Source organism: Rothia nasimurium, from assembly GCF_928382285.1.
GTDB lineage: Bacteria > Actinomycetota > Actinomycetes > Actinomycetales > Micrococcaceae > Rothia > Rothia nasimurium_E.
Genome location: NZ_CAKMSS010000001.1, coordinates 564062 through 590280 on the forward strand (window position 1 = coordinate 564062; position 26219 = coordinate 590280).

Annotated in this window: 26 protein-coding genes; 5 read left to right on the forward strand and 21 right to left on the reverse strand. The window is 60.4% G+C overall.

From position 1 onward, the window contains the following. Nucleotides 1-117: 117 nt before the first annotated feature. The 4 genes from thrS to L6758_RS02415 all read right to left on the reverse strand — a co-directional run bounded on the left by thrS (nt 118) and on the right by L6758_RS02415 (nt 4840). Nucleotides 118-2124: a threonine--tRNA ligase gene (thrS, locus tag L6758_RS02400; RefSeq protein ID WP_237205290.1), complete on the reverse strand. Its 2007-nt coding sequence runs from the start codon at nt 2122-2124 to the stop codon at nt 118-120. A gap of 102 nt (nt 2125-2226) precedes the next feature. Beyond that, the gene (locus L6758_RS02405) at nt 2227-2832 is read right to left on the reverse strand and encodes a DUF1648 domain-containing protein (protein WP_237205291.1); all 606 of its coding nucleotides are present in this window, start codon (nt 2830-2832) and stop codon (nt 2227-2229) included. Between the two features lie 3 nt (nt 2833-2835). After that, nucleotides 2836-3738: a DNA-methyltransferase gene (locus L6758_RS02410; protein WP_237205292.1), complete on the reverse strand. Its 903-nt coding sequence runs from the start codon at nt 3736-3738 to the stop codon at nt 2836-2838. A gap of 277 nt (nt 3739-4015) precedes the next feature. Next, nucleotides 4016-4840, reverse strand: coding sequence for a fumarylacetoacetate hydrolase family protein (locus L6758_RS02415; RefSeq protein WP_237205293.1), 825 nt, complete (start codon nt 4838-4840; stop codon nt 4016-4018). Nucleotides 4841-5023: 183 nt separating this feature from the next. On the opposite strand from L6758_RS02415, the gene L6758_RS02420 reads away from it, so the two are divergent. Next, the gene (locus L6758_RS02420) at nt 5024-5530 is read left to right on the forward strand and encodes a GNAT family N-acetyltransferase (RefSeq protein ID WP_237199435.1); all 507 of its coding nucleotides are present in this window, start codon (nt 5024-5026) and stop codon (nt 5528-5530) included. Between the two features lie 212 nt (nt 5531-5742). Here L6758_RS02420 and L6758_RS02425 read toward each other — a convergent pair whose 3' ends face one another. The 3 genes from L6758_RS02425 to L6758_RS02435 are packed head-to-tail and all read right to left on the reverse strand — an operon-like array spanning nt 5743 to nt 8245. Next, nucleotides 5743-6726 carry an SOS response-associated peptidase gene (locus tag L6758_RS02425; protein ID WP_237205294.1) on the reverse strand — a complete coding sequence of 328 codons (984 nt, stop codon included), beginning with the start codon at nt 6724-6726 and terminating at the stop codon, nt 5743-5745. Then, entirely contained in the window at nt 6726-7415 is a 690-nt protein-coding gene (locus L6758_RS02430; RefSeq protein WP_237205295.1) for a lipoate--protein ligase family protein, read from the reverse strand. Before L6758_RS02430 ends, L6758_RS02425 begins: the two co-directional genes overlap by 1 nt. Continuing rightward, nucleotides 7415-8245 (reverse strand): GNAT family N-acetyltransferase, encoded by an 831-nt coding sequence (locus L6758_RS02435; RefSeq protein WP_237205296.1) that lies wholly within the window; start codon nt 8243-8245, stop codon nt 7415-7417. The genes L6758_RS02430 and L6758_RS02435 overlap by 1 nt, the downstream gene beginning before the upstream one ends. Before the next feature lie 195 nt (nt 8246-8440). On the opposite strand from L6758_RS02435, the gene L6758_RS02440 reads away from it, so the two are divergent. Then, on the forward strand, nt 8441-8920 hold the full coding sequence (locus L6758_RS02440; protein ID WP_237205297.1) for a hypothetical protein: 480 nt from the start codon (nt 8441-8443) through the stop codon (nt 8918-8920). A 93-nt stretch (nt 8921-9013) separates the two neighbouring features. Here the strand turns inward: L6758_RS02440 and nrdF are convergent, their stop codons facing one another. From nrdF to L6758_RS02500, 12 genes are all read right to left on the reverse strand, one after another. After that, nucleotides 9014-9988 carry a class 1b ribonucleoside-diphosphate reductase subunit beta gene (gene nrdF, locus L6758_RS02445; protein WP_237205298.1) on the reverse strand — a complete coding sequence of 325 codons (975 nt, stop codon included), beginning with the start codon at nt 9986-9988 and terminating at the stop codon, nt 9014-9016. Nucleotides 9989-10097: 109 nt separating this feature from the next. Beyond that, on the reverse strand, nt 10098-10535 hold the full coding sequence (locus L6758_RS02450) for a MarR family winged helix-turn-helix transcriptional regulator (RefSeq protein ID WP_237218605.1): 438 nt from the start codon (nt 10533-10535) through the stop codon (nt 10098-10100). Between the two features lie 208 nt (nt 10536-10743). Continuing rightward, complete coding sequence (nrdE, locus tag L6758_RS02455; RefSeq protein ID WP_377129164.1) at nt 10744-12924, reverse strand: class 1b ribonucleoside-diphosphate reductase subunit alpha; 2181 nt, start codon at nt 12922-12924, stop codon at nt 10744-10746. Beyond that, complete coding sequence (gene nrdI / locus L6758_RS02460; protein WP_237186193.1) at nt 12888-13334, reverse strand: class Ib ribonucleoside-diphosphate reductase assembly flavoprotein NrdI; 447 nt, start codon at nt 13332-13334, stop codon at nt 12888-12890. The genes nrdE and nrdI overlap by 37 nt, the downstream gene beginning before the upstream one ends. A 112-nt stretch (nt 13335-13446) precedes the next feature. Further along, nucleotides 13447-13680, reverse strand: a complete 234-nt coding sequence (gene nrdH, locus L6758_RS02465; protein WP_135013938.1) for a glutaredoxin-like protein NrdH — start codon at nt 13678-13680, stop codon at nt 13447-13449. Nucleotides 13681-14175: 495 nt separating this feature from the next. After that, on the reverse strand, nt 14176-15258 hold the full coding sequence (locus L6758_RS02470; RefSeq protein ID WP_237205300.1) for an App1 family protein: 1083 nt from the start codon (nt 15256-15258) through the stop codon (nt 14176-14178). A gap of 137 nt (nt 15259-15395) precedes the next feature. Then, entirely contained in the window at nt 15396-15836 is a 441-nt protein-coding gene (locus L6758_RS02475) for a hypothetical protein (RefSeq protein WP_237205301.1), read from the reverse strand. 167 nt (nt 15837-16003) lie between these two features. Next, on the reverse strand, nt 16004-17095 hold the full coding sequence (locus L6758_RS02480) for a 2,3-butanediol dehydrogenase (RefSeq protein ID WP_237205358.1): 1092 nt from the start codon (nt 17093-17095) through the stop codon (nt 16004-16006). 157 nt (nt 17096-17252) lie between these two features. Continuing rightward, nucleotides 17253-18248: a winged helix DNA-binding domain-containing protein gene (locus L6758_RS02485; protein WP_237205302.1), complete on the reverse strand. Its 996-nt coding sequence runs from the start codon at nt 18246-18248 to the stop codon at nt 17253-17255. A gap of 39 nt (nt 18249-18287) precedes the next feature. Then, nucleotides 18288-19724 carry a glycoside hydrolase family 1 protein gene (locus L6758_RS02490; RefSeq protein WP_423817177.1) on the reverse strand — a complete coding sequence of 479 codons (1437 nt, stop codon included), beginning with the start codon at nt 19722-19724 and terminating at the stop codon, nt 18288-18290. Between the two features lie 10 nt (nt 19725-19734). Beyond that, nucleotides 19735-20190, reverse strand: coding sequence for a 23S rRNA (pseudouridine(1915)-N(3))-methyltransferase RlmH (locus tag L6758_RS02495; RefSeq protein ID WP_237205304.1), 456 nt, complete (start codon nt 20188-20190; stop codon nt 19735-19737). Then, the gene (locus tag L6758_RS02500) at nt 20187-21398 is read right to left on the reverse strand and encodes a class I SAM-dependent methyltransferase (RefSeq protein WP_237205305.1); all 1212 of its coding nucleotides are present in this window, start codon (nt 21396-21398) and stop codon (nt 20187-20189) included. The genes L6758_RS02495 and L6758_RS02500 overlap by 4 nt, the downstream gene beginning before the upstream one ends. A 186-nt stretch (nt 21399-21584) precedes the next feature. Here L6758_RS02500 and L6758_RS02505 point away from each other — a divergent pair, with 186 nt between their 5' ends. Further along, nucleotides 21585-22289 (forward strand): DUF4190 domain-containing protein, encoded by a 705-nt coding sequence (locus L6758_RS02505; RefSeq protein WP_237193939.1) that lies wholly within the window; start codon nt 21585-21587, stop codon nt 22287-22289. A 61-nt stretch (nt 22290-22350) separates the two neighbouring features. Here the strand turns inward: L6758_RS02505 and L6758_RS02510 are convergent, their stop codons facing one another. Then, on the reverse strand, nt 22351-23346 hold the full coding sequence (locus L6758_RS02510; RefSeq protein WP_237199364.1) for an acyl-CoA thioesterase: 996 nt from the start codon (nt 23344-23346) through the stop codon (nt 22351-22353). 243 nt (nt 23347-23589) lie between these two features. Here L6758_RS02510 and L6758_RS02515 point away from each other — a divergent pair, with 243 nt between their 5' ends. Both L6758_RS02515 and L6758_RS02520 read left to right on the forward strand, forming a co-directional pair. Then, nucleotides 23590-24336 (forward strand): hypothetical protein, encoded by a 747-nt coding sequence (locus L6758_RS02515; protein WP_237205306.1) that lies wholly within the window; start codon nt 23590-23592, stop codon nt 24334-24336. A gap of 96 nt (nt 24337-24432) precedes the next feature. After that, nucleotides 24433-25521 (forward strand): NAD(P)-binding domain-containing protein, encoded by a 1089-nt coding sequence (locus L6758_RS02520; RefSeq protein ID WP_237205307.1) that lies wholly within the window; start codon nt 24433-24435, stop codon nt 25519-25521. A 25-nt stretch (nt 25522-25546) separates the two neighbouring features. Here L6758_RS02520 and L6758_RS02525 read toward each other — a convergent pair whose 3' ends face one another. Continuing rightward, nucleotides 25547-26143, reverse strand: a complete 597-nt coding sequence (locus L6758_RS02525; protein WP_237205308.1) for a hypothetical protein — start codon at nt 26141-26143, stop codon at nt 25547-25549. Nucleotides 26144-26219 lie beyond the last annotated feature (76 nt).

Here is a 26219-nt window from a genome sequence, read left to right on the forward strand (position 1 = left end):
CTTTAAATGTAACTAAATTTTATTATGCAGCAGGGAAGTTAAGGTTTTTAAATCCAATATATTAATATTAGATAGCTCTTTCTAGTATCAACTAGGACTTAAAAATTGAGGTGGATGTTAATTTTTTCTTATCGGATCCTCATTCACCCGCTCTTCAATATGCTTCACGATCCGTTCGACAGCCTCGTCCACGGGCACGCCGTTTTCCTGGGAGCCGTCGCGGAATCGGAAAGACACGGCGCCGTTCTCGGCGTCCTCGCCACCGGCAATCAGGATGAAGGGCACCTTTTCCTTAGACGCGGTACGGATCTTCTTGGGGAAGCGGTCGGTTCCGTAATCCACCTCGACGCGCACGCCGCGGGCCTTGAGCTTAGCAGCAACCTCACCCATGTAGTCATTGAAAGCCTCAGCAACAGGCACACCAATCACCTGAACAGGAGCCAGCCAGGCAGGGAAAGCACCAGCATAGTGCTCAATCAGCACACCCATGAAACGCTCAAAAGAACCGAACTTGGCTGAGTGAATCATGACCGGCTCCTGGCGGGTGCCATCTGATGCCTGGTATTCCAGACTGAAACGGGAAGGCTGGTTGAAGTCGTACTGCACGGTCGACATCTGCCAGGTGCGGCCAATTGCGTCCTTAGCCTGAACAGAAATCTTGGGGCCGTAGAAGGCAGCGCCACCCGGGTCAGCAACCAATTCCAGACCGGTCTCAGCAGCAACCTTCTCCAGAACAGCGGTAGCTTCTTCCCACTGCTCGTCCGTACCGATGAACTTGTCCTTCTTATCGCCCTCGGTGTCACGGGTTGAAAGCTCCAGGTAGAAGTCCGTCATGCCGAAATCTTCGAGGAGGGACAGCATGAACTTGAGCAGGTGGGCAACCTCAGCAGGTGCCTGCTCCTTGGTCACGTAGGAGTGGGAGTCGTCCTGGGTAATCATACGCACGCGGGTCAGACCGGAGAGCACGCCGGACTTCTCGTCGCGGTAGACAGAACCAAACTCAAAGAGACGCAGGGGCAGCTCACGGTAGGAACGGCCACGAGAACGGAAAATCTCGTTGTGCATGGGGCAGTTCATTGCCTTGAGACGGTAGGCCTGGCCCTCGTCCTCCATAGCCGGGAACATGCCGTCCGCATAGTAGGGCAGGTGGCCGGAGGTGTAGAAGAGATCTTCCTTAGAGATGTGGGGGGTCTTGACGTACTCGAAGCCCTCTTCAATGTGGCGGGCGCGCACGTAGTCTTCCATGGCACGCAGAATGACGCCACCCTTGGGGTGAATTACAGGCAGGCCCGGGCCGACGGTCTTGGGGAAGCTGAAGAGGTCGAGCTCTTCACCCAGACGGCGGTGGTCGCGGCGCTCAGCCTCAGCAATGCGCTCCTTGTAGGCAACCAGCTCTTCCTTAGAAGGCCAGGCGGTGCCGTAAATACGCTGCAGCATGGGGTTCTTTTCAGAACCGCGCCAGTAGGCGCCACCGGAACGCATCAGCGCGTAACCGTTAGCAATCAGCTTGGTATTGGGCACATGGGGGCCGCGGCAGAGATCCTTCCAGACGGTCTCCCCCTTCTTATCCACGTTGTCGTAGATGGTGATTTCACCGGCGCCAACCTCAACGGAGGCACCCTCGGCGGCGTCCGCACCGGAGCCAGGGCCCTGGGAGAGGGTCAGCAGTTCCAGCTTGTAGGGCTCGTTTGCCATCTCGGCTTCGGCCTCAGCCTGGGTGACCACGCGGCGGCGGAAGGTCTGACCGCTCTTGATAATCTTCACCATGTCCTTCTCAATCTTCTTGAGATCCTCGGGGGTGAAGGGCTCTTCAACATCGAAGTCGAAGTAGAAACCGTCGGTGATGTAAGGGCCGATGCCGAGCTTGGCGTCCTTGCGGTATTCCTGCACAGCCTGGGCCATCACGTGGGCAGCTGAGTGGCGCAGCACGTTCAGGCCGTCTTCTTCATGGACAGAAACGGGCTCGACAGCGTCGCCGTCGGTCAGTTCGGTAGAGAGGTCAACCAGTTTGCCGTTGATACGGGCAACGACGATCTCGGGGTTCTCTGCGAACAGGTCGGCTGCGGTGGTGCCAGCCTCAACCTGCTGAGCGGCACCTGCGACGGAAATGGAAAGAGCGGACAAATGTGTCTCCTAGGTTTGTGCCCACCCCTACAACGGGTGAGCTGTCGTTACATCTGCACGGTACGAGGGTGCAGAACAAACCTTATTTTACCGCTGGTTAGGCTACTTTGCGCCCTTTGCTAGGGCGCGGGTATCGAAGTTTCTGCCAGCAAGGTAGGAGCGAGCGGTCAGGAAGAGGCAGTAGCCCACTACCAGCACGGGGGCGAAAAGGACGGACGTCTCCCCCAGCACCCCGGTCATGGCCAGGTTAATAGCTTTGACGGCTAGCACCAAGGAAAGGGCCATGCCTGCGAAGAAGGGAACCACAGCCTGAGTCTGAGCGTAGAGACGGCGGGCAGAGTAAACCCGGGCGTCCAGGCCCAGGGCCTGCGCAGCGGCCAACTGGCGCTGCCCCTGCTTGCCCGCGTGAGGTGAAAATGCGTCGTGGGTCTGGGCTGAAGCGTCCTTGCTTGCCATGCGCCCCATGGCTGCCCCACTCCACCAAACCAGGGCAAGAAGAGGAAGCAATATACCTGTCAGCCCGAACACCGACCAGACGCCCTTGTCTACCCAGCCGTCCGCCCGACCCCACAGGTTGTAATGCACCGGCAACTGCTGTGGCAGTGACGGGTAGACCAGGGTCAGGTATATCACCTCAGCTACTACCAGCCCCAGGGCCACAAGGAACCAGGTGCGGTTGGGCTTAATTGGTGGGTAGGCGCTCGTCATGGTCTACTTTTTCGATTTCTTGATAGCAGCCGTCTTGGGCGTGACCTTGGCCCCCGCCAGCGACGCCTTAGCGCGGGACTTCTTGAAAGTCACGTCAAGCCCGTCCACAGCTTTGAGGCGCTTGCGCATGACCTTGATAGCCTCGGGGTTCTGGTCAATCATGAGGAAGTTGCGGTCAAGCTGGGCGCAGGCGTGGCCGGTGGTACCGGAGCCACCGAAGAAGTCCAGCACCCAGTCGCCGGGCGCACTCGAGGCCTGCACAATGCGGCGCAGAATACCCAGGGGCTTCTGCGTGGCATAGCCGGTTTTCTCCTTGCCGCTGGGCGAAACAATGGTGTGCCACCAGACGTCCGTCGGCAACTTACCAATCTCAGCCTTCTCAGGGGTGACAAGGCCGGGCGCCATGTAGGGCTCGCGGTCAACAGCCTCAGAATTGAAGTAATAGTTCTCGGGGTCTTTCACGTAGACCAGGATGTTATCGTGCTTAGCAGGCCACTTCTTCTTGGACTTAGCCCCGTAGTCATAAGCCCAAATAATCTCATTCAAGAAGGACTCGCGGCCAAAGAGGGCATCGAGCACGACCTTGGCGTAGTGGACCTCGCGGTAGTCCAGGTGCAGGTAGAGGGTGCCGGTGGGCTTGAGCAGACGCCAGGCCTGCATGAGACGGGGTTCTAGGAACTCCCAGTAATTCTCAAAAGAGTCCGAATACCCGTAGATATCGCCCTTGATAGTCTCGTAGGTGTGGCCCTTGTAACCGACCCGGCTACCGCCCTCGGTACGTACCGTCTTGATGCTCTGACGCTTCTGCACCTTGCCCGTATTGAACGGCGGGTCAATATAAATGAGCTGGAAACTCTCTGCGGGCAGGTTTTTGAGCACGGCAAGATTATCGCCGTGAATCACCATGCTGGTGCTATCTGCTGACCACAAAGAACGTTTTGACACAAGGTACAGAATACCCCAAGGTCACCGCCTACTGCCCGCGCGGCGGGTGAGGGTTAAGCCACGCAAAACCGTTGGGGCGGAGCGCAGGCATGCGTGGAGCCGACTGGCTGGGGCTGGCATGAATCGCCCGTGAGCGCTAGCGAACCGGCGAGAAGGTTAGTCGGCAAACGCATGCCTGCGCAGAGCCAAAAATACGGTCGGCACGCGGAGGGTAATCACCACTCCCGTTTCGCAACCCTCACACCTGCTCGCACCGGTTGGTCAGTGTGCCGATACCCTCGATTGAGGTCACCACGGTCTGCCCGGCGCTCAGCCACTTGCGCGGGTGCAGTGAGAGCCCGACCCCGGCGGGGGTTCCCAGGGCGATGAGGTCACCGGGTTCAAGCGTCATAAAGGTAGAGATGTAGCTGACCACCTGGGCCGGGATGAAGACCATGTTGGCGGTGGTGCCCTGCTGGCGTACTTCACCGTCGACGGTGCAGGTCATGGCTAGGCCGCCCGCGATGTCGAGTTCATCGGGGCTGACGATGACCGGGCCGAAGGGCGTCATGCGGTCCCAGTTTTTGCCCTGGAACCATTCGGACGTGCGCCCCTGCCAGTCGCGCACCGACACGTCGTTGAGTACGGTGTAGCCCAGCAGGTAGTCGCCCACTTGATCTTCGGCGATGTGGCGGCCGCGGCGTCCTACTACCGCGCAGAGCTCGACTTCCCAGTCAATTTTGGTGCTCTCAGCAGGCAGTTCAATCGCCTCACCTGGCCCGATGAGGGCATTGCCGAACTTGGTGAAGATGGTGGGATAGGTGGGCAGCTCAGCCCCCACTTCTTCGGCGTGATCCGTGAAGTTCAGCCCGACGCACAATACCCGCTGCACCTTGTTCAGCGGGGCAATGAACTCTTCAGGGCTTACATCAACCGGCCTAGCCCCCAGTTCAGCAGGGCTCACCGACCCTAAATCACTCGACCCCACAAACTTATGCAGGGGCCGGCCCAGCTCGTACCAGCGTCCGCCGCTTTCAACCACCGCGCGGGCCTTACCAGCCCGCCTGACCTGCGCAAACTTCACCCCGGCCGTCCTTTCTGTTACTGCACCTAGTTTCACCCCGCGGGGGCGGTCAACTAGACTTTCTATGACGCAATATTCCGTTGACAAGGTGAATAAACGGTAAAACCGTAGGCAATCATCAGCCAACAGAGTATTCTATACATCACAGTGTAAATCAATACCCGACCCACAAGGAGGCCAACCATGAGCGGCTTGATTACTCTGATTTCACACACTTCAAAGGCGCGTAAGCCCGTAACTGTCAGCACCCGCCCCGCGCAGCTCGACGACGCCGAAGCGCTGGCACGGCTCTACTTCGCCTCCTACAGCGGCGAACGATTTGCATCCCAGGCCGACGCTGCCGCCGAGATGGAGCGCATTCTCAAGGGTGAGCACGGCGAGTTCTACGCCGAGGCCTCCCCCGTGGTAGTTGATGAGCACGACCGCATTATTGCCGCGTCCCTCTGTCTCAAGCACCGCGTGGTCACCGACCCCAAGGACATCCCCACCATCTACGAGCTCTTCACCGCAGCCTCCCGCCGCCGCGAAGGCCTGGCTGAACAGCTGATTCGCCGCAGCATCGACCAGATGTTTGAGGACGGCTACGAGCAGGTTTCAGTGCGCATCAGCGAGAACAACGCTGCTGCCCTCGCCCTCTATCTAACCCTTGACTTCAACCGCTGGTTCCCCGAAGACGACGACATTCTCTAGACAAGCGGTACACTAGAAAACAGTTGAGCCCTCCCCCTCACCAGCAGCAGGGGTGGGGCTCAGCTGTTTGATTGTAAAAGCTTAAGGTGATGCAGGCTCACGCTCGCTGCCGACCCTCTCGCCGGTTCGCTTCGCTCACTAGCGATTCACGCCAGCCCCGAGCCAACAGCTTCGCCATGAGCCTGCATCACCTATCTCCCGCATCAAGCTTTCTATAGACCACTCAGCAAATCTTCGACCGGCTCTAGCAGGTAGGGGGCGTTGTTGCGGACGTTGCCGACGTCCTTACTCACCTCGCGTAGGGCCCAGCCTGCGGTTTCGGCGAAGGCCTGCTCGCGGATGAGCTGCAAGGACGCCTGCGCCTGGGTGCGGTAGGCCCTTTTCTGCTCAGTGCTGGGTTTAGGGGAACCGGCTGGCCGGCCTGACCGCAGCCAGGTTGTGAGGCTATCTGACTCGTTTATTTCTGTATCACTTGCCACATGAAGAGGTATGGGCAGGCGGTTGTGCAGCTGGCCCAGTTGCCGCTCAATCTCGTTTGTGTAGCCAGGGTCGCCACCCAAGTCGGCCATAATTCCGGGGTCGAATTCACCGTTGCCGGGTGAATCCATGGTCACAATGGAGCAAGAGAGCAGCCACTCCCCTTCCTTACCTGCAAAAACCCCGCCTGGTTCTGCAAATTCTGCGGGGATTTTCCACCATTCATACAGACCGGCAAAGTAGATAGGTCGCCCGTCGGTACGGTGCACAAAGTAGGGGGTCTTCACCTGCTTGCCCGCTGCTGTAGTTTCAGTTTTCCACTCGTAGTAACCGCTCACGGGTACGGCGCAGTGCCCCGAAACAGCTGCCTCGCGGAAGGTCGGCTTTTCAAAAATAGTCTCGCTCCGGGCGTTGAAGGCACGCGATGAGAAGGCGGGGTCCTTAGCCCAGCCCGGTAGCAGCCCCCAGCGGGCCGAATGCAGTTCGCGGGTGAAGACCAGTGCGCTGCCCTGCCCACCGGTCGGGTTGGCGGACGCACCCGCCCGCGCGGACGCGTCCGCACCTGTGACCTGCTCGGCGGGGCTCACGAGCCGGTCCACCAGAATGGGAACTGTGCTGGTGGGGGCGACATTATAGTTGGTGATGGGGTCGGTGATCTCAACCCCTGCCATGTATTGGGGGTGATCCTGGGCCAGTTCAAGGGCGTAGCGTCCGCACACTAGAACCCCTCGCTTTCGTAGGCTTCGATGACAGCGTCTTCAATATCATCGACGGTGATGAGGGGCTCGATGTCGGCGGCAGCACCCACTGTCGCGGGGTCAAGGGGCAGGCCGAGGGCCTGGTAAACGTCTGTTGTTACCTCGCGCAGGCTATCTGCCCCTGTTACTACGATGCCCGATGAGAACCACCAGGCTCCGGCAACGACCCGCTGGGCCGTGCCAATGAGCTTGACTCGCTGGCCGCCGGGCAGTTGGCCCCAGACCGAATATTCACCGGGGCAGTACTCGCCGGGTAGCTCCCCTACGCCGGCAGGAATGCCCAGACTGGTAAGGGCCTCTGCAAACATGGCTCCGAAGATGCCGTAGCGCTCATGGTTGCCGCTGACAGCGTCCGATGCCTTCTGAAAATGATCCACCACCAGGCAGCCCGAGTGATAGGCGGCGGCGTGTCCGCCCACGGTACGCACCAGGGGCTCAAACCCGCGACCCACCGCAGCCGCGCGGGCCTGAGCGAAGCGGGGGTTGAGCTCGTCCCTGCGCCCAAAAGCCACCGTTGGCTTGGGCCGATAGAGACGCAGGGTACTGGGGGCCTCTCCCCTACCCACTGCGCGGACGGTCGCCATGGCTGAATCAACCATCTCGGCCATAGTTCCGCCGGTGGCGGGGTCAACGCGGTCAAGGTGCAGCATTAGTCCACCGAAATTTCGTTCAAGCTGGTAGAGACGAACTCCCACCAGGCCGGGCGCAGGCCCGCGTTCAGCGCGACCTGCTGGCTGATAATGTGCGAAGGGCTGGTGCCGTAGAAAGGCACGAACCCCTCGGTGAGAATAGCCTGCGACAGCTCTCTGACAAGGTAAGACGCCAGCCCCCTACCGCGATGGCCGGGCAGCACATCAATACCAATTTGGCGGCACCAGTCGGAGTCTTCACTAGCACCGGCTAAGGCTACGAGCTTCCCCTCGGCGTAGGCACCGAGCACCTGCACATCGGGGCGCAGCTCTTTGAAACCGAGCGCGTTCTCAAAATCGGGGTTGCCGCGATACTTCTCTAGCTCTGAAGGTTCCAGCCACCGCACCGAGTAGCCCTCGGCGGGTAAGCCGGGGCGGGCGTCCGCACCCCGGGTAAAGAAATCCCTACCGGGGGTGAAAAAGAGGGATGTGCCGCTCATCTGCAGGGCGTAGGGGGTGAGGTAGTCGTTGAGTTTGCGCAGCTCGGAGTAGTCCCCCACCCAGTTCCCATTATCGCCAGCCAGCAGGTTGTCGGCGGCCTCGCGCACGCGCGGGTGCTGGGCACAAATGACGGTAAGCCCTCGGTAGTTAATCAGGCGTAGCTCCCAGTGGTCGCGGTAGCGGCGGCGGGCCGGGTGCATCTCATCGAGAGGAATTCGACGGGCTGAAAGATGGGTTGAGCCGTGCTGCTGCGCTATATCAATGGCCTGTTCGGGTAAGCACAGGTCAATGGACAGCTGCGCAGCCAGAATCTTCTCGGCCTGCTGATAGCTGGTGATAGGCGCGGGCATGGCTCACTTTCTGCTCGATGGGGTCAGTATCTAGGGTACTCGCTTTGGGAAGGGCGCGGACGCCGGCGGCCCCTTTGCCTTTCGGGGCAGGCTGGTGGGGTGCGCGGGTTACGCCCCGCATTTATTCTGTTTTACCCGCAACTAGTTGCGGCTTTTTCAGAATAAATGCGGGGTGTCGGTGTTTATGCTGGAGGTATGAAGATTCTTGTTCTGGGTTTGAGCGGCGCCGGTAAGTCCACCTGGGCGCGACGGTTGGCTGCCGGATACGGGGTGCCGCTGCTGCACCTTGATACCGTTCACTGGTTGCCGGGGCGGGTCGAGCGGGACCTAGCGGACGAACGCGCTCTGGTGGGCGAGTTTCTGGATGAGAATGAGTCCTGGGTGATTGAGGGCGGCTATTCCGATGTGCATTTTGAACGGCGGCTGGCTGAGGCTGACCGCATCTATGTGCTGTTAGCACCCCGCCTGGTGCGTCTATGGAGGGTAGGACGCCGCTGGCTCACCTACCGCGGTACCAACCGACCTGATATGACCGAGGGCTGCCCCGAGAAGCTCGACCTTGAATTTGTAAAGTGGATTCTGTGGGACGGCCCCAGCCGCGCCCGTATGAAGGCCCTGGCGGACGTCCGCCGCACCTACCCCGAAAAAACGGTGTGGAGAAGGTGGTGGGGCTAAGCCCCCTGCTGCTCGTTTTATGAAAACGGCCCCTCGCCGTTCCCGCAGAAAGGGGTTCAACAAGGGGCCATTTTATAGCTCTGACTAGGGCATTTAGAAGTCCCAGTCCTCATCTTCCGTATTGACAGCCTTGCCAATCACGTAGGAGGAGCCGGAGCCGGAGAAGAAGTCGTGGTTCTCGTCGGCGTTGGGTGAGAGGGCTGAGAGGATCGCGGGTGACACGTTGGTGACGGAGGCCGGGAACATGGCCTCATAACCCAGGTTCATCAGTGCCTTGTTGGCGTTGTAGTGCAGGAACTTCTTGACGTCCTCGCTCAAGCCAACGCCGTCGTAGAGGGAGTGGGTGTAGGCCACTTCGTTCTCATACAGTTCGTAGAGCAGGTCGAAGGTGTAGTCTTTGAGCTCTGCCTGGCGCTCCACGGTCTCCTTTTCGAGGCCGCGCTGGTACTTGTAGCCGATGTAGTAGCCGTGTACAGCCTCATCGCGAATAATCAGGCGGATCAGGTCAGCGGTGTTGGTGAGCTTGGCACGTGAGGACCAGTACATGGGCAGGTAGAAGCCTGAGTAGAAGAGGAAGGATTCCAGCAGGGTTGAGGCGACCTTCTTCTTCAGGGGGTCATTGCCCTGGTAGTAGTCCATGACGATGCGGGCCTTCTTCTGCAGGTGCTCGTTCTCGGTGGACCAGCGGAAGACCTCGTCAATTTCCTTGGTGGAGCAGAGGGTTGAGAAGATCGATGAGTAAGACTTAGCGTGTACCGACTCCATGAAGGCGATGTTGGTGTACACGGCCTCTTCGTGGGCGGTAACGGCGTCGGGCAGCAGGGAGACAGCGCCGACGGTGCCCTGGATGGTGTCGAGCAGGGTCAGGCCGGTGAAGACGCGCATGGTCAGCTGCTTTTCTTCTTCGGTCAGGGTCTTCCAGGACTGCACATCGTTTGAGAGCGGCACCTTTTCGGGTAGCCAGAAGTTAGCGGTCAGACGGTCCCAGACCTCAAGGTCTTTTTCGTCTTCGATGCGGTTCCAGTTGATGGCTTCAACGTGGTTGACCAGTTCGACCTTCTCACTCATGGTGATGGGTTCTCCTCATGTCGGGGTGTTGGAGTGCCTGAAATAGGCTTGGTTCTATTCTTTCACCGTTGGGCGGTTTTCGCACCAGCGGCTCGGTTTGCTTAATATCTCAGGTGCGGACGCCGTCGCCCGCATCCTCTTGTAGGGCGGCTTGGCGTTCTGCTTTGGTTTCCCTATCGACGAGGCGACGTAGGAGCGGCAGGGCCGCAGCAAGCTGCGCGGCCTCGTCCGCATTGAGTATCTCGTCGGCGCGTTCTACTATCCAGCGGTCGCGTCGGCTGATGATGGAGTCGATGGTCACACTCCCCTGCTCTGTCAGATAGAGCTCCTTACGGCGCTTATCGTGCAGATTCCTGCCCGAGGCAATGTAGCCGCGGCGAAGCAGTGAGGCAACGATCTTGTTCATGGACTGCGGAGTCATCCGCTGAAAGCGGGCCAGCTCGGCACAGGTCTGCCGTGGCCCGGCCTGGAGCTGGGCAAGCACGGTTTCCTCTGCAAATGAGAGGGGCGAGTGCGAGTCGGTCTCGTTCCTCAGTCGTCGATGCATCCTAAAGACCGAATACCTTAAGGTACCCGCCTGCTCATACGAAAAATTTTCCAAGGGCGCCAGCCTAAAATAATCAGTTTAACTTATCAGTTATATAGATTATATACCTTGAAAAAGAAAGCCCGCCACCCACGCAAGATGACGGGCCCGCCCAGCCGGGGCGGGCGTCCGCGCCTTTTTAGCGCAACGCCCTACCCCGCCTGAAGCTTTAGAGCATGCAGCTCACGCAGCCCTCAACCTCGGTGCCCTCAAGAGCCATCTGACGAATACGTGAGTAGTAGATGGTCTTGATGCCCTTACGCCAGGCGTAAATCTGGGCCTTGTTGACGTCGCGGGTGGTGGCGGTGTCCTTGAAGAAGAGGGTCAGCGACAGGCCCTGGTCGACGTGCTGGGTAGCAACGGCGTAGGTGTCGATAATCTTCTCGTAGCCGATCTCGTAGGAGTCCTGGTAGTAGTCCAGGTTCTCGTTGTCCATGTAGGGAGCCGGGTAGTAGACACGACCCAGCTTGCCTTCCTTACGGATCTCAATCTTCGAGGCAATGGGGTGAATCGACGAAGTAGAGCCGTTGATGTAGGAGATAGAACCGGTCGGCGGAACAGCCTGCAGGTTCTGGTTATACATACCGTGCTCAGCAACCTCAGCTGCCAGCTGCTTCCAGTCCTCAGCGGTGGGCACAAAGTGGCCGGCAAAGAGCTCGCGGGCGCGCTCCGTCTCAAAGTCCCAGGTGCCGTTGATGTACTTCTCGAAGTACTCCCCCGAAGCGTACTTGGACTTCTCAAAGCCTACGAAGGTCTCCTTGCGTTCGCGGGCAATCTCCATGGAGGCACGAATCGCGTGGTAGGTGACGGTGTAGAAGTAGATGTTGGTGAAGTCCAGGGCTTCTTCAGAACCGTAGTAGACGTGCTCGCGGGCCAGGTAGCCGTGCAGGTTCATCTGGCCCAGGCCAACGGCGTGGCTCATGGAGTTACCGCGCTCGATGGAGGGAACAGAGGTGATATCGGACTGATCAGACACAGCGGTCAGGGCGCGAATAGCGGTGCCGACGGTCTGGCCCAGGTCGCCGCCGTCCATCGCCAGGGCTATGTTCAGGGAGCCCAGGTTGCAGGAGATGTCCTTACCGATGGTCTCGTAGCCAAGGTCAGCGTTGTAGACCGAGGGCTCTGAAACCTGCAGAATCTCGGAGCAGAGGTTAGACATGATGATCTTGCCGTCAATGGGGTTAGCCTTGTTGACGGTGTCTTCGAACATGACGTAGGGGTAGCCCGACTCGAACTGAATCTCAGCCAGGGTCTGGAAGAACTCGCGGGCGTTGATCTTGGTCTTCTTGATGCGGGCATCGTCGACCATCTCGTAGTACTTCTCGGTGACGTTGATGTCTGAGAAGGGCACACCGTAGATACGCTCAACGTCGTAGGGCGAGAAGAGGTACATGTCCTCGTTCTTCTTGGCCAGTTCGAAGGTGATATCGGGAATCACAACGCCCAGTGAGAGGGTCTTAATGCGGATCTTCTCGTCGGCGTTCTCGCGCTTGGTGTCGAGGAAGGAGTAGATGTCGGGGTGGTGGGCGTGCAGGTAAACCGCGCCTGCCCCCTGGCGGGCACCGAGCTGGTTGGCGTAGGAGAAGGAGTCTTCCAGCAGCTTCATGACGGGAATGACGCCTGAGGACTGGTTCTCGATCTTCTTGATGGGGGCGCCGGCTTCGCGCAGGTTGGTCAGGGCGAAGGCCACGCCGCCGCCGCGCTTGGACAGCTGCAGGGCTGAGTTGATGGAGCGGCCGATGGACTCCATGTTGTCTTCTATACGCAGCAGGAAGCAGGAGACCAGTTCGCCGCGCTGCTTCTTACCGGCGTTGAGGAAGGTGGGGGTGGCGGGCTGGAAGCGGCCGGAGATGACCTCTTCAACAATCTTGGTTGCCAGAGCCTCGTCGCCTTCTGCCAACAGCAGGGCGACCATAACCACGCGGTCCTCGAAGCGTTCCAGGTAGCGCTGGCCGTCGAAGGTCTTCAGCGCGTAGGAGGTGTAGAACTTGAAGGCACCCAGGAAGGTGGGGAAGCGGAACTTCTTGGAGTAGGCCAGCTTAGAGAGGGACTTGACGAAGTCAAAGGAGTACTTCTCGAAAACCTCGGGCTCGTAGTACTGGTGCTTGACCAGGTAGTCAATCTTTTCTTCTAGATCGTGGAAGAAGACGGTGTTGTTGTTGACATGCTGCAGGAAGTACTGGCGGGCTGCCTGACGGTCTGCTTCGAACTGGATCTGGCCGTTCTCATCGTAGAGGTTCAGAAGGGCGTTCAGCTCGTGGTACCCCATGCCACGGTATTTCTCGGGGGTGCTCGGATCCTCGTGACCGGGTTCTACGCTGAGGCCGGGTACAGGGAGTTTTGAATCCAAAATTTTTCCAATCCTTCTTGAACGGTTTCTACATCTTCTTCGGTGCCCATGAGCTCAAATTTGTAGAGCACGGGCACGTGGCATTTGGCGGCTACTTTGTCTGCTGCTACACAGAACAGTTCACCGAAGTTGGTGTTTCCCGCGCCGATGACTCCTTGTAGGAGTTGCCGGTTGTGGGGGTTGTTGAGGAACTTCACGGCCTGGGGCGGTATGGAGCCCGCTCCCCCGGGTCGCCCGTAGCTGGGGACGCACAGCACATAGGGCCCGGTGACCTGTGGAGGGTCTTCACTGGTCTTCAGCGGTAGCCGTATGTTTTTTATTCCGGTCTTCTGAACGAACTTGTGGGTGTTCTCTGAGACCGATGAAAAGTAGACGATGGTGGGCTGTCCGGTGGTATCTGTGGTGTCCATGGGGGCTGGTGCCTGGATCTGGTCGTGGTGGGTGTGCGCGTGGCGCGGGTAAGAAAAGGCCCGGGTGCGGACGCCTGTAGCGGCGGGTGCTCCCCGGGCAGGTGGTCAGCGGTTAGGCTGCGGCGCTGGCCAGGGCGTTGATCTTGTCGGGCTGGAAGCCTGACCAGTGGTCCTCACCGGCGATCACAACGGGGGCCTGCAGGTAGCCCATGCCCTTGATGAGTTCGAGGGCTGCGGGGTCCTCGGTGATGTCAACGGTGTTGTACTGGACGCCGAGCTTGTCGAGAGCGCGGTAGGTCATGTTGCACTGGACGCAGGCAGGCTTGGTGTACACCGTAACGGTCATTGGGGTATCTCCTTGGTGTCCCGCGCGTTGCGGGAGGTTTCTGGCATAGGGGCTCTCGAAAGAGCTGGTGTGGGGTCTGGCGGCCTTTTCTCTCTAGTCGCCCGAACCGAGATTTAATACTACATCTAGTGTTTGGGGAGCGCACCTAACCCTACATAGTGTGGTCTGTTACGAAATTTTTTAAATCGGTGCGCTATCCACAGCCCTTCCGCGCGTTTGCGGGCTTTAAGGGAGTTATCCACATTAAGGGCTTCTTGGGGAGGGGTTGAAGGTCGGTGTGTGACCTTAAGTTCAGGGGCCACTGAGCCCCCTGGGGCTTAAGACCGGACGTCCCGCGTGATATCAGGGCGGGGGCTTTCAACCCTAAATTGAGCCTTGAGTCTTGGGGGCTGCGCGGGCCTGTTTTTTAAGGTTTTTTGCCGGGGGCGTGTCGCGCAAAGGGGCACCCCGTCAGGCTTGACAAGGGCGCCCCTTAAGGTGTTTAAGCGCGGTTGTTTAGACGAGCCCGCGGTCTTTGAGCTGCTCGTAGAGGGCGGTACCGTCATTGCCTTCAAGCCAGAGGTCGCCCTTAGTGATATCGCGAGCGCGGTTGTCGCCCCAGACGCGGCCTGATGAGAGGACGGATTCGCCGAAGGTGAGGTTGCGGATGAGGATGGCTTCGACGTTGTGGGGGTAGCGGACGGCGAAGCCGTTGTAGATTTCTGGGTCTCGTTGGCCGTCGTCGCCGATGAGGATCCAGCGGATGTTGGGGAATTCGGTGGCGAGGCGTTTGAGGGTGTTGACTTTGTGTTGGGAGCCGGAGCGGAACCAGCGGTCGGGGGTGGGGCCCCAGTCGGTGAGGAGGAAGGTGCCTTTGGGGTAGCCGTTGCGGTGGAGGAAGCGGCGGAGGGTGGGGGTGACGTTCCAGGCGCCGGTGGAGAGGTACATGAAGGGGGCGGTGGGGTGGGCGCGGTGGAGGCGGTCCATCATGACGGCCATGCCGGGGGTGGCGGAGCGGGCGTGTTCGTTGAGGACGAAGCTGTTCCAGGCTGCGACGAAGGGGCGGGGTAGGGCTGTGTTCATGACGGTGTCGTCGACGTCGCAGATGATTCCGATGGTTTGGTCTTCGGGGACGATGTAGACGCTGGTGATGGCGGGTTGGCTGCCGGGGGTGGTGATGGTGACTTGGTGGGTGCCGGGTTCTAGGGTGATGTTGAGTTTGACGTCTACTACTCCCCCGCGGTCGGCGTGGACGCGGTGGTGTTGGCCGTTGATGTGGATGTCGATGGGGGCGTGGGAGATGGCGACTGAGGTGAAGGAGCGCCAGCCGCGGACGGGTTCGATGGTGGGGTCGCCTTTTTCGACGGAGTCGAAGAATTCTTCGAAGAGGTCGGTTTTGTAGAGGGCGCGGCCGAGGATGCGTACCCAGTTTTTGGTGCCGTAGCCGACGCTGGGTACGATGACGGGTTCTAGGCCGTGTTTTTGTGCTTGGCGTTCGCGGTAGGAGTGGATGCTGTCGCCTATGCGGTAGCCGATGTTGACGGCTTCGTCGGCTGCTTCTGCGACGATGGTTCGGATTTCGTGTGCCCCTGTGGTCATAGCCCTAGTTTTTCATATTTGGGTGGTTGGTGCATGTTATGGGTGGGGCTTTGGTGTGTTGTGGTTGGGTGTGGTGTTAAAGGAAGAGGTGGGCACCGTCTTTGGTGCCCACCTGTGTGTGGTGTGTGGTGGTGTTGTTAGTCGATGTTGAGGACGCAGGTGGCGCTGCCGGTGCCGTCTGCTTCGTTGGCGTGGTTGACGTGGTCGCCTTCTTCGAGGGAGTAGCCGGTGCCCTTGATGGCGCAGAAGACCTCGGCTTCGGGGTCTTCGGCGGTGACGGAGACGCGGATTTGTGAGTCTGAGAGGTCTGCGAGGTTGTCGTAGGTGAGCTTGTAGAAGGCCTCACCTTCGAATTCAGCCTGGTTGCCGTCGAAGCTCATCTGGTCCTGGTAGACGGTGATGGTTGCGGGGACCTCTGCGCCGTTGTGTTCGGCAGTTACCTCGATGGTGATATCGTCGCGGCCGCCCCAGCCGTCAGTTGCTTCGATGCCCATGCCGGGTACGATGGTTTGCGCGCAGCCTGCGAGCAGGGCGGTCGCCGCAAGCGCGGATACTACGGTAACTTTTTTCTTTGCCATACATAAAAATATAGCGTCTTCACAGACTCTTAGGGTAATGCTACGCGCCGGTGGGCGACAGTTTGTGGCTAAAAGTCTGGTTGAGGGGTTAGTGGGGGCATGGTGCAGGCGGGCACTCTCTGGTGTGAGGGTGCCCGCCCGGGGTGTGGCGTCCTGGTGGTTGTGGACTACTGAGCGTTGTCTAGGCGCTCGGGGTCGGTGGTGACCAGGATTTTGACGGCGGTTTCGTTGCGGTTGATGAGGGTGTCGAAGCCTTCGTCGATGAGGTTTTCGAGGGCGATTTTGCCGGTGATGAAGGGCTTGAGGTTGATTTTGCCTGATTCGACGAGCTTGATGGTGTCGGGGTGGTTGTTGACGTAGGCGATGGTGCCGCGGAGGTCGACTTCCTTGAGGACGAGTTTTTGCATGTCGAGTTGGGCGGGCTTGCCCCAGATGGAGACCACGACGATGACGCCTTGGGGTTTGATGGCGTCGAAGAGGGTATCGAGGACGACGTTGACCGAGGTACATTCGAAGGCGACGTCGGCGCCGCGGCCGTCGGAGAGTTTTTTGACTTCTTCAACGACGTCTACCTCGGCGGGTGAGAGGACGTAGTCGGCTACTCCTGCGTCGAGGGCCTTTTGGCGGCGAAGGCTGGAGAGTTCGCTCATGATGACGGTTGCGCCCTGGGCTTTGAGGACGGCTGCGGTGAGCAGGCCGATGGGTCCTGCGCCGCCGATGAGGGCGACGTCGCCGTCCTTGACTCCCCCGGCTCGTTCAACGGCGTGGTAGCCCACGGTAAGGGGTTCGATGAGGGCTGCTTCGTCGAGGGGGATGTCCTTGGAGATTTTGTGGACCCAGCGGCGCTTGACGGCAATCTTTTCGGCAAGGCCGCCACCACGACCGGCGAGGCCGATGAAGTTCATATCTTTGGAGAGGTGGTAGTCCTTGTTGCCGGGGCCGGTTTCTACGTCGTCGCGTACGATGTAGGGTTCAACGACGACGTGGTCGCCTACCTCTAGGTCGGTGACGCCTTCGCCCAGGGCTTCTACGACACCGGAGAATTCGTGGCCCATAGTGACGGGGGCGGTTTCGCCGGAGATGGGGTGCGGGGTGCTGTGGGTGGGGCAGAAGATGGGGCCGTCGAGGTATTCGTGAAGATCGGTGCCGCAGATACCGCACCAGGCTACCTTTATGAGGACTTCGCCAGCGCCTGCGGTGGGTTCGTCGATGTCTTCGATGCGGATGTCTTTGTTGTCGTAAAAGCGGGCTGCCTTCATGGGAGTCATCACCTGTTTCGATAAGAGGTCTACCCCGCTACCTGGCTGAGCTGGTAGCGAGGTTTGGTCGTCTATGACCTCTTTCATCCTATCCCCGCAGTACCTGTTTGTGGCCCCGGTTACGCCATATTTCGGCAGGTTGCAGGCATAACCACCCCTAGGCCCTACCCGTAATCAGGCCACCCTCAACGGTAAAAGGCCAACCGATGCCGTTCTTGGTCATGACGGTGTGGGGGTCTACTCCCGGGGCGAAGAGGTGGGTGCGGTTTTTGTAGGCGATGAAGTATTCATCGAAGGCCGGTAGGTGGTAGGTGAGGCTCAGGGCATGGTCGAGCTCTTGAGGGGTAACATCCGCCTGCCAGCTGCCCATGTAGTAGGTGGTGCCATCCAGGGTGAAGCCGGTCAGCTCACCGGCAGCCACCAGGGCATCAACCGTGCGGGTTGCTAAGGTTTTGGGCAGGGTGGACCACCAGCAAAAGTCTTCGATACTGGCAGGGCCACGGGTGGAGAAGTAGCGGGCTGTCAGTTCCCGGGTTTTCTCGGCAGGGGTGCGGACGGCGGCGTCCGCCACCTGCCGGGGGATGGCGACCTCTGCGGCAACGAAGGTGTCGTGCTGGCCGGTGCGGCGGGTCTGAATAATGCGGCCGCCGGAACCTGCCCGGCGCAGGTGGTGCCCCAGCAGCTCGCGGGGGTAGCCTGCCTCCGCGAAGAGGGCCCGCAGCTGATCGCGGCTCACCGGCTCACTAATAGCACTTTCAGCCAGCACCCGGGCTGCCTCGTAACCCTCAACGCTCAGACCGAACTGCTCAGCTAGGCGCTCCGGCTTACCGGTAACCGAACGAGGCCCTAAGAGCGTGGTCACCCAGTGGTCGCTGCGGTGGAGGTAGTGCAGGGTGCCGCGCTGGGACCAGGTGCGCACCAGTTCATAGTCGGCGAGCGCGGTATCTAGGTGGCTGGTGTTGGTGGTGAGGGGTTTTTCGGGGTGCCCTGCGCGGATGGCGAGGGCTGTGAGGCCGCCTGCGTAGTTTTGGCCTTGGGTGGCGATCATGTAGTGGGCGGCGTCGGTGATGGTGGTGGGTGTGGTGGGGCGGGCGGACGCTGGTGCGAGGGCTTGGGCGATGAGTCGTCGGGCGAGGAGGTGGTTGGGGTGCATGGGTTTAGTGTACCCGCGCTTGGGAAACGGGTGTTCAGGTTAGAGCTGGTTATGTAGGGAGCGGCCGTTAGATTCAATAACCTGCCGGTACCAGTCAAAGGACTTCTTGCGGTAGCGTGCCAGGGTGCCTGAGCCGTCATCATTCCGGTCCACATAAATCACCCCGTAGCGCTTAGACATCTGGGCGGTCGACATTGATACCAGGTCAATGCACCCCCACACGGTGTAGCCCAGCAAGTCAACCCCGTCGGCGATTGCTTCTTCAACCTGGAGCAGGTGATCGCGCAGGTAGCTGATTCGGTAGTCATCCTCAACCGTAAGTCCGTCCGGCCCGCCTTGTACCAGCTGGTCCTTGGCGCCCAGGCCGTTTTCAACGATGAAGAGGGGCTTGCCCCAGCGGTCCCAGAAGTCGTTAAGCACCAGGCGCAGACCCACCGGGTCTATCTGCCAGCCCCACTCAGAAGCTTCTAGGGTAGGGTTGGGCACTCCCCCGATGATGTTGCCTTCACCGGTTTCAGCTGCCCCCGCAGTTTCGCAGACCGACATGTAGTAGGAGAAGGAGACAAAATCGACGGTATTCAGTAAATCCTGGCGGTCCTGCTCGGTAATCTCAAGCTGCACCCCCAGTTCCCGGAGCTTACGGAGAAAGTAGCCGGGGTAGGTGCCCCGGCAGTGCACGTCGCCAAAAACATAGTCATCGCGCGAGGCCACCTGGGCAGCCAGCACATCTGCCGGGTCGGGGGTCAGCGGGTAGCGGGGAACAGCCAGAATCATGCAGCCCACCCGGTTCTGCCCGTCAATCTCGTGAGCCAGGCGGGTGGCACGGGCCGAGGCAACCAGTTCGTGATGCACCGCCTGATAGAGGCGCTGCGGCCCAATCTCATCGGGTGTTCCTTCAAACCCCGAAAAGAAGGGAAAGTGCAGCACAGAGTTAATCTCGTTGAAGGTAATCCAGTAGCGCACCCTGCCCGCGAAATGGGTCATCACAGAGCGGGCGTACCGCTCAAAGAAATCAATCAGCTGCCGGTTAGCCCACCCACCGTATTCCCGGGCCAGATGCAGAGGGGTCTCGTAGTGGCTCAGGGTCACCAGCGGCTCAATCCCGTAGCGCAGCAGCTCGTCGATAACCCGGTCATAGAAGGCCAGACCCTCAGGGTTGGGCTCAGTCTCGTCCCCGCGCGGGAAAATCCGTGACCAGGCAAAGGAAAGGCGGAAGACCTTAAAGCCAAGTTCAGCAAAGAGGGCGATATCGTCTACATAGCGGTGGTAGAAGTCGATGCCCTCAAGCTTGAGGTTATCGGGGGTCGGCTGGGCTGTGGGGGCGGACGCCAGCCCCCGCGGCAGCACATCCTGTACGCTCAGCCCCTTACCACCCTCAGCATAGGCACCCTCAATCTGGTTGGCGGCAGTTGCGCCACCCCACAAAAATCCTTCAGGAAAACTCACCGGCGGCGTCCTTTCAAACTCTGTCTGCATCTTTTCCACCCTACACGTGATGGTAGGGGCGGCCGGCGGCAATTTCACCGGCCCGGTAAATCTGCTCAGTAATAATGAGGCGCACCAGCTGGTGGGGGAAGACCAGCTCCGAGAGGCTCCAGACGGTATTGGCGCGGGCTCGCACCGAATCGTCCACCCCGTAGGCCCCACCAATCACCAGCACCACCTTCTTAAAGCCCAGCTGGGCTTCCAGCAGGCGAGCCAGGGCAGGAGAGCTCAGCATCTTACCGCGCTCATCAAGCAGCACCAGGTAGTCATCGCGATCGACCTTTTCAAGAATGCGGCGGGACTCCTCAGCTCGGGCAGCTTCTTCTGCCAGGGACGAGTGGGGCAGGTACTGCCAAGTAATATCCCAGGGCTTGCGGAGGCGGGTTTCGTAGCGGTCGATGCCGTCCTTGACCCACTTTTCGTGTTTCTTGCCGATAGCAATAATTTTGATGGTCATTGGTTCTCCTGAAGATTGGGCATTCGGGCTGTAAGAACGGTAAAGGTGGGGGTGCGCTCAAGCTGCCGCACCTGTTCAAAGCGCTCTTCAACCTGCGGCCGGTAGCGAGCGTGTGAGTTATGCACCAGGTAGAGCTGCCCACCGGGAGTCAACAGGCGCAGGGCAGCATCAAGCAGCGGGCCCACCAGGCTAAGGTCAACCGCGGTTCCGGTGTGAAAGGGCGGGTTGAGCATGACGATGTCGGCTACCCCCTGGGGCAGGCGGGAACCGGCGTCGTCCCAGCTCACCTGAACCCGGGCGTCCTGCCCCAGGTTAAGGGCAGCTGACCGGGCAGCGTCCACATCGAGGTCGGTAGCCCAGACCCGGGTAACCTCCACCCCGGCAGGCAGGTGCTCTAGAACTTCGAGGGTCACCGACCCGTTACCGCACCCTAGATCAACCAGGGTCAGCGGGCGGGCAGGGGCATGCTTCGCCAGGGCAGTGAGGACGTTGGTGGCCAGCAATTGGCCGCCCCGGTCGGGCTTGCCACCTGAGAACACGCCACCGACAGCCTGTAGGGGCCCGGCGGGGCGAGGGGCTTCAGATGCCGGGGCCGGCGCTGTAGCGAACAGGCAGCGGTGCTTGCCCTTACCCCGCAGACCTCGCACCTGCCCGAAGCTGCGGCCCAGAGTCTGATTGAAGCTGGTACTCATGTGCTTGGTATTGCCACCCAGAATCAGGGTAGTCTCGCTCCCCTGCTCAGCCTGATACCGCGCTAAATCATGGGCGAGGTCGGCGAGCGCGGCGTGACTCTTGGGTAGGTGGCCCAGAGCGATGGCACCGTTGAAGCGGTGAGTGGCGAGAGCCTCATAGAGACTGAAAGTTGAGGAATCTACTTCCCCGTTTTGATCGAGCCCTGCAAGGATAAGGCGGGCGGCGGCGTCCGGAGCGTTTTCTGTGAGAGTGCGGTGCAGGGTCAGGGCGTCTGTGTAGGAGCGTTGCCGGCTGATCACCCGGTGGTTGCCGGGAGCGGTGTGCGCTAGGGCCCAGAAGGTTAGGGCGCCGGTGGGGTCATCGAGGACGAGCACGTCCCCGGTAGTAGCGCCGTCGGGGCTGGATGCGGAGACGGCGTCTGCGATGATAAGCCGGTCAAGGGCGGTTGCTGCGCCTGCACTCAGTGAATCGAGGGGCACGAGCTGGGTGAGGTGGTGGGTACTAGATGTGGGCACCCCTCTAGTATCTCACGGGCGATAAGGGGCCTAGGTGGGGCGGCACGTCCACCGAGTGAGATGCCGGGCCGATGAGTGGTGACAGGGGGCTGCGCTCCCGGCCTCTCTATCAGTCCGCTGATAAAATACTGGGAGTAGGGCGCCCAGGCCCTGCCCCCACCGCACACCTGAAACGAGTAGATTGACATGAGCGAACAGACGCCTTCCTCCTACCCCGCCCCCAATTACAACACCAACCCCTACCAGCAGCAGGCCCCCCAGACCGAGAAGACCAACACCCTAGCGATTCTCAGCCTCGTTTTTGGTTTTCTGGTGAATATCGTCGGTATCGTGCTTGGCTTTGTTGCCCTGAACCAGATTAAGCGCACCGGCGAGAAGGGCCGCGGCCTGGCCATTGCCGGTATCGTCGTGGGCTTCATCAGCCTGATCAGCGGCATCATTTTCGCTATTCTCATGCTTGCTGGGCTCAACGAGGTTGCCAAGTCCGCAGCTGCCTACGAGTCATCGGCTGCCGTTGCAAGCTCGTCCTCTGCTAGCGCCCTGGCTACCGAAGAGGTGAGTGAAGAGGCATCGGCAGCTGCCGACGAGGCGTCCGCCCTGGCCTCCGATGCGGCAACCACCGCTGCCCTTGACCCCGCCTCCCCCTACTGTGTTGCTCTCGATGAGTTCCTGGTTGCCTCTGATGGTATCCAGCAGGATGCCACCACCTTAGATGGTTACCTGGCTTCGCTGACCAAGCTTCGCGACAACGCTCCTACCGAAGAGATGCGGGCTTCACTGACCACCGCTATCGACGCTGTCAATGCCTCTGATGCAGCTACCTTTGAGTCTGCACTGAACGAGGTTGTGTTCGACCTGGGCCTGGACGCCGTCAACTGCGGCATCGAATAAACCCCGCCGCCCCCAACGACAAGGGGCCCCGCACCGTCACGGTGCGGGGCTCCTTTTTGTTTTAGTCGGTCATCTTAACGGTTGCCTGCTGGGGTGCCACCAGGGGCATGGGCTCATATTCAGCGCGCAGGGCTCGCAGACGAGCCACGTGGGCGTGAAGGGCCTTATCTTCATCGGTAGTGGGCGTGAAGGGGCGGGCCGGTAGCGGCTGGCCGTCAAGATCGGTTGCCATGTAGGTCATAGAGGCATGGATAGCTAGGGGTAGCTGGTCGTGGCGTTCCCTCGGGTTACCGGCGCGCAGGTGCACCATCACACCCATGGACCGCGCATCGGTACGGACCAGGCGGGCGGTCACTTCCACCAGGTCCCCGATATGAACCGGCTGGTAGAAGCGAATTCCACCGGCGTAAACAGCGACAGTGCGCTCGCCACTCCAGGCCATAGTGACGCTGGTGGCTGCTTCGTCAATCCATTCCATGGCGGTGCCACCGTGCACATTCCCGCCCCAGTTCACGTCGGTGGGCTTAGCCAGGAAGCGGTGGGTGACTTCAGGTGCGGTGGACGCGCTCGTGTAGGTCTGAGAAGTCATTTCGGCTTCAATGGCCTTGCGGAGTTCCACGCGAGAGAGCGCCGCCTGCTGCACCCGCTTCTCCTCGTCGGTCACGGGCACGTAAGGAGTAACAGGGGTAGGTTTGCGGTCTTCGCCCATGGCAACGAAGATGACCAGGCAGTCGCAGGCGCGGGTGAAGTTGCCGTCCCTGGGGTCAGCGGAGAGCACTTCGTTAACGATATGCATGGTGGAGCGGCCGGTGTAGACAATGCGGGAGCGCACCTCGACCATGTGCCCCGAGGGGATGGGGCGGGTGAAGTGAATATGCCCCACATAGGCGGTGACGCAGTAGGTGCCCGACCAGCCGGCGGCGCAGGCGTAGGCGGCTTTGTCGATCCATTCGAGCACGCGTCCGCCGTGTACGCCGGCTGAGCCTGCGATGATGACGTCGGTGGGTGCTGCGAGAAAACGTAGGGTGATGGAGGGCTGCGGGGCAAACTGGGCCATGGTGAGGTTCTTTCTGGTGCTGTGCGGTAAACGGTGCGGACGCCCCTACCAGCTCCCCTGCCCTGGGGCAGGTGGGGCGGTGGTGGCGTCCTTGCCACCGGGCGATGCCGCTACGTGATTGTTATATCGTACGGCATGCGCTGCTATTCACGGAGCTGCGTCTCACCCAATGTCATATTACTTGATATTGAAAGTAATTGAGTTTTAGACTGGGTTTCAGCACGTATCTTCAAAGGAGAAGAGATGAAACCCATCAAACCAGCAATAGCAACCCTGGCTCTACTCACACTAGCGGCCTGCAGTTCACCGCAGGCAGCAGAACCCACCGGTACAGCACAGAGCCAGAGCAGCACTACGGCCACCTCAAATCGCTCACCAGAGAGTAACACAGACACCGCGACCAGTTCGGCTGGCACCGAACTAGTTACAGCCACCAGCGATAACCTGGGCGATACATCACCAGAAACACCCAGCAATCTTACCCAGCAGCTTGCCGAAGGAGGGCTCGTGATTGTGCACCGGTACACCGGGGCGATACGTCCGTCCAATCCCTCACCAGCACCTGCAGGTTTCATCGATGACGGTCAGCGCATTTCCGAGTCCAGCATCGAGCGCATGAGCGAGCTTGCGGCAAAATATGAGGAGTTAGGGATCCCGGTTTCTAGCGCCCTCTCCAGCGAATACTATTTTGTCTACCAGCACGCTGATCAGGCCATGGACGTGCCGGTTGAAATCAACCGCGACCTAACCGGCTCCCTCAACTTCACCGATGACCAAGAACTTGAAGCCTCACTCCAGGGCCTGCGTAACCGCACCGTCACTCCCCCACCTGCGGGAACCAACACCGTCCTTTTTTCCCACCAGGGTAAATTCGATAAAGCCTACGGTTTCTATCCAGACGCAGGCTGGACCCTCATCTTCGCTCCCGATGGCTCGGGCACACCGCACCTCATTGCCAGCATGCCCCTGGATGAGTTTTTAGAACTGTAACGCCTTACTTACTTCACGTAGCCCACCACCCTGCGGGTTGAGACAGACTATGCTGACCAGCCCGCACACTATCGCCATTCAAGCGGAAGAGCACCTATGAATCATATGATCCGCCAGGCCACCGTCATCGTAATCGGCGGCGGACAGGCCGGCCTATCAGCCAGCTACCACCTAGCCCAGCGCGGCTACGCCAATGCCCTGACCCACCCCACAGCCCCACTCACCTACATCACCTTCGATGCAGCTGAAGGGCCCGGCGGCGCCTGGCGCCACCGCTGGGACTCCCTAACCATGGCCACCGTCAACAACATCTTTGACCTCCCTGACTTTCCCCGGCCCCATGTAGAGCTGACCGAGCCCAGCAAACGGGCTATCCCCTCCTATTTCGCCGACTTCGAGGCAGCCCAAGAACTGGCTATCGCCCGGCCGGTCGCCGTCCTTGCCGTTACCGCAACCGGCAACCCCGACCTCCCCTTCGAACTCGCCACCACCAACGGCACCTGGCAGGCAGCAGCGATTATCAATGCCACCGGCACCTGGAATAACCCCGTCTTGCCAGCCTACCCGGGGCAGGCGTCCTTTCAGGGGCGGCAACTTCACACCCGCGACTACCTGCAGCTCGAGGACTTCGCCGGCCAGCGGGTCGCGATTGTGGGCGGCGGTATTTCAGCGGTGCAGCAGCTTGAGGAAATCTCGCGGGTTGCCACCACCTTCTGGTACACCCGGCGCGAACCGGTCTTCCGCAACACCGAGTTCAACACCGAGTACGGGCGCGACGTGGTAGCCCGCGTCACCGCCGACGCTGAGGCTGGGATCCCCACCGGGTCGGTCGTCAGCTACACCGGCCTGGGGTGGACGCCCTACGCCAGGGCCGCCAAAGCCCGCGGCGCCCTGAACCGCCGCCCCATGTTCGGCAGCATCGACGCAACCGGCGTGATTGAGGCTGACGGCAGCCACACCGACCTTGACGCTATCCTGTGGGCTACCGGGTTTAAACCGGCGCTCGCCCACCTTGACCCGCTGGGTCTGCGCAACGAGCTGGGCGCTATTCAGATGGACGGTACCCAGGTAGCCACCCAGCCCCGTCTGCACCTTATCGGCTACGGCCCCAGCCAATCGACGGTGGGGGCTAACCGGGCTGGTCGAATCGCGGTGCGCAAGCTCCACAAGCTGCTGACCCGCTAGCGGGCTCATCGCCCGTCCCTCGCTGCTACCGACCCCGCCCAGAGACCGACCGGTTAAGAACGAATGAGGGCAGCAGTGCCAAGGCCGAAATACAGGCCAGGGCCGGGAACGATGTCGCTGCCATAATAAATCCCGAAGCCAGGGCAGCGATTGCCGCCAGGGCAAAGGCTGCACTGTAAAGGTTGGTGCCCAGGGATGGCGCGAGCGCGGCGGCAGGGGTGCCAATGTTAGGGCCGAGGATGGAGCCTATGGTACCCACCCAGACGATGAAGCTGAGGGCTGAACCGCGGTTGGCGTCGGTGGCGTGGTCGGTCGCTGCGAAGCGGGCTTGGAGGGCGGCGGCGGAGCCTGCCCCCATGAGGAGTAGGCCCAGGGCTACCAGGGTGATGCTGGTGGTGGAGGCGGCGAAGGCTAGCAGGGTGGCGCCGATGCTTGCAGTGGCCCAGCCGGTGGTGAGGGCGGTACGGCGGCTGGTGCGGGCAATCCCTGCCAGTGCCTCGTTCTGGGTGACCTCGCTGGCCAGGAGCACGCCGATGGAGGGAGCTGCACCCACCCCGATGGTGCCAAAGACCTGGGTGAGGGCCAGGGCCCAGAGGACGCCGCGCTGCTGGTGGGTGTTCATGAGTTTTAGTTTACTGAGGTACGGCAGGGTTCAGAGTTCTTGCCCCGGAATTCACTGTGTGAAGCAGCCTTCTCTG

Bases quoted from the DNA above. Each gene is read 5' to 3' on its own strand.
- L6758_RS02405 (WP_237205291.1), bottom strand. From the start codon at position 2,832: ATGACGAGCGCCTACCCACCAATTAAGCCCAACCGCACCTGGTTCCTT.
- L6758_RS02410 (WP_237205292.1), bottom strand. From the start codon at position 3,738: ATGGTGATTCACGGCGATAATCTTGCCGTGCTCAAAAACCTGCCCGCA.
- L6758_RS02420 (WP_237199435.1), top strand. From the start codon at position 5,024: ATGAGCGGCTTGATTACTCTGATTTCACACACTTCAAAGGCGCGTAAG.
- L6758_RS02430 (WP_237205295.1), bottom strand. From the start codon at position 7,415: ATGCTGCACCTTGACCGCGTTGACCCCGCCACCGGCGGAACTATGGCC.
- L6758_RS02435 (WP_237205296.1), bottom strand. From the start codon at position 8,245: ATGCCCGCGCCTATCACCAGCTATCAGCAGGCCGAGAAGATTCTGGCT.
- L6758_RS02440 (WP_237205297.1), top strand. From the start codon at position 8,441: ATGAAGATTCTTGTTCTGGGTTTGAGCGGCGCCGGTAAGTCCACCTGG.
- nrdF (WP_237205298.1), bottom strand. From the start codon at position 9,988: ATGAGTGAGAAGGTCGAACTGGTCAACCACGTTGAAGCCATCAACTGG.
- L6758_RS02450 (WP_237218605.1), bottom strand. From the start codon at position 10,535: ATGCATCGACGACTGAGGAACGAGACCGACTCGCACTCGCCCCTCTCA.
- nrdI (WP_237186193.1), bottom strand. From the start codon at position 13,334: ATGGACACCACAGATACCACCGGACAGCCCACCATCGTCTACTTTTCA.
- nrdH (WP_135013938.1), bottom strand. From the start codon at position 13,680: ATGACCGTTACGGTGTACACCAAGCCTGCCTGCGTCCAGTGCAACATG.
- L6758_RS02470 (WP_237205300.1), bottom strand. From the start codon at position 15,258: ATGACCACAGGGGCACACGAAATCCGAACCATCGTCGCAGAAGCAGCC.
- L6758_RS02475 (WP_237205301.1), bottom strand. From the start codon at position 15,836: ATGGCAAAGAAAAAAGTTACCGTAGTATCCGCGCTTGCGGCGACCGCC.
- L6758_RS02480 (WP_237205358.1), bottom strand. From the start codon at position 17,095: ATGAAGGCAGCCCGCTTTTACGACAACAAAGACATCCGCATCGAAGAC.
- L6758_RS02485 (WP_237205302.1), bottom strand. From the start codon at position 18,248: ATGCACCCCAACCACCTCCTCGCCCGACGACTCATCGCCCAAGCCCTC.
- L6758_RS02490 (WP_423817177.1), bottom strand. From the start codon at position 19,724: ATGCAGACAGAGTTTGAAAGGACGCCGCCGGTGAGTTTTCCTGAAGGA.
- L6758_RS02495 (WP_237205304.1), bottom strand. From the start codon at position 20,190: ATGACCATCAAAATTATTGCTATCGGCAAGAAACACGAAAAGTGGGTC.
- L6758_RS02505 (WP_237193939.1), top strand. From the start codon at position 21,585: ATGAGCGAACAGACGCCTTCCTCCTACCCCGCCCCCAATTACAACACC.
- L6758_RS02510 (WP_237199364.1), bottom strand. From the start codon at position 23,346: ATGGCCCAGTTTGCCCCGCAGCCCTCCATCACCCTACGTTTTCTCGCA.
- L6758_RS02515 (WP_237205306.1), top strand. From the start codon at position 23,590: ATGAAACCCATCAAACCAGCAATAGCAACCCTGGCTCTACTCACACTA.
- L6758_RS02520 (WP_237205307.1), top strand. From the start codon at position 24,433: ATGAATCATATGATCCGCCAGGCCACCGTCATCGTAATCGGCGGCGGA.
- L6758_RS02525 (WP_237205308.1), bottom strand. From the start codon at position 26,143: ATGAACACCCACCAGCAGCGCGGCGTCCTCTGGGCCCTGGCCCTCACC.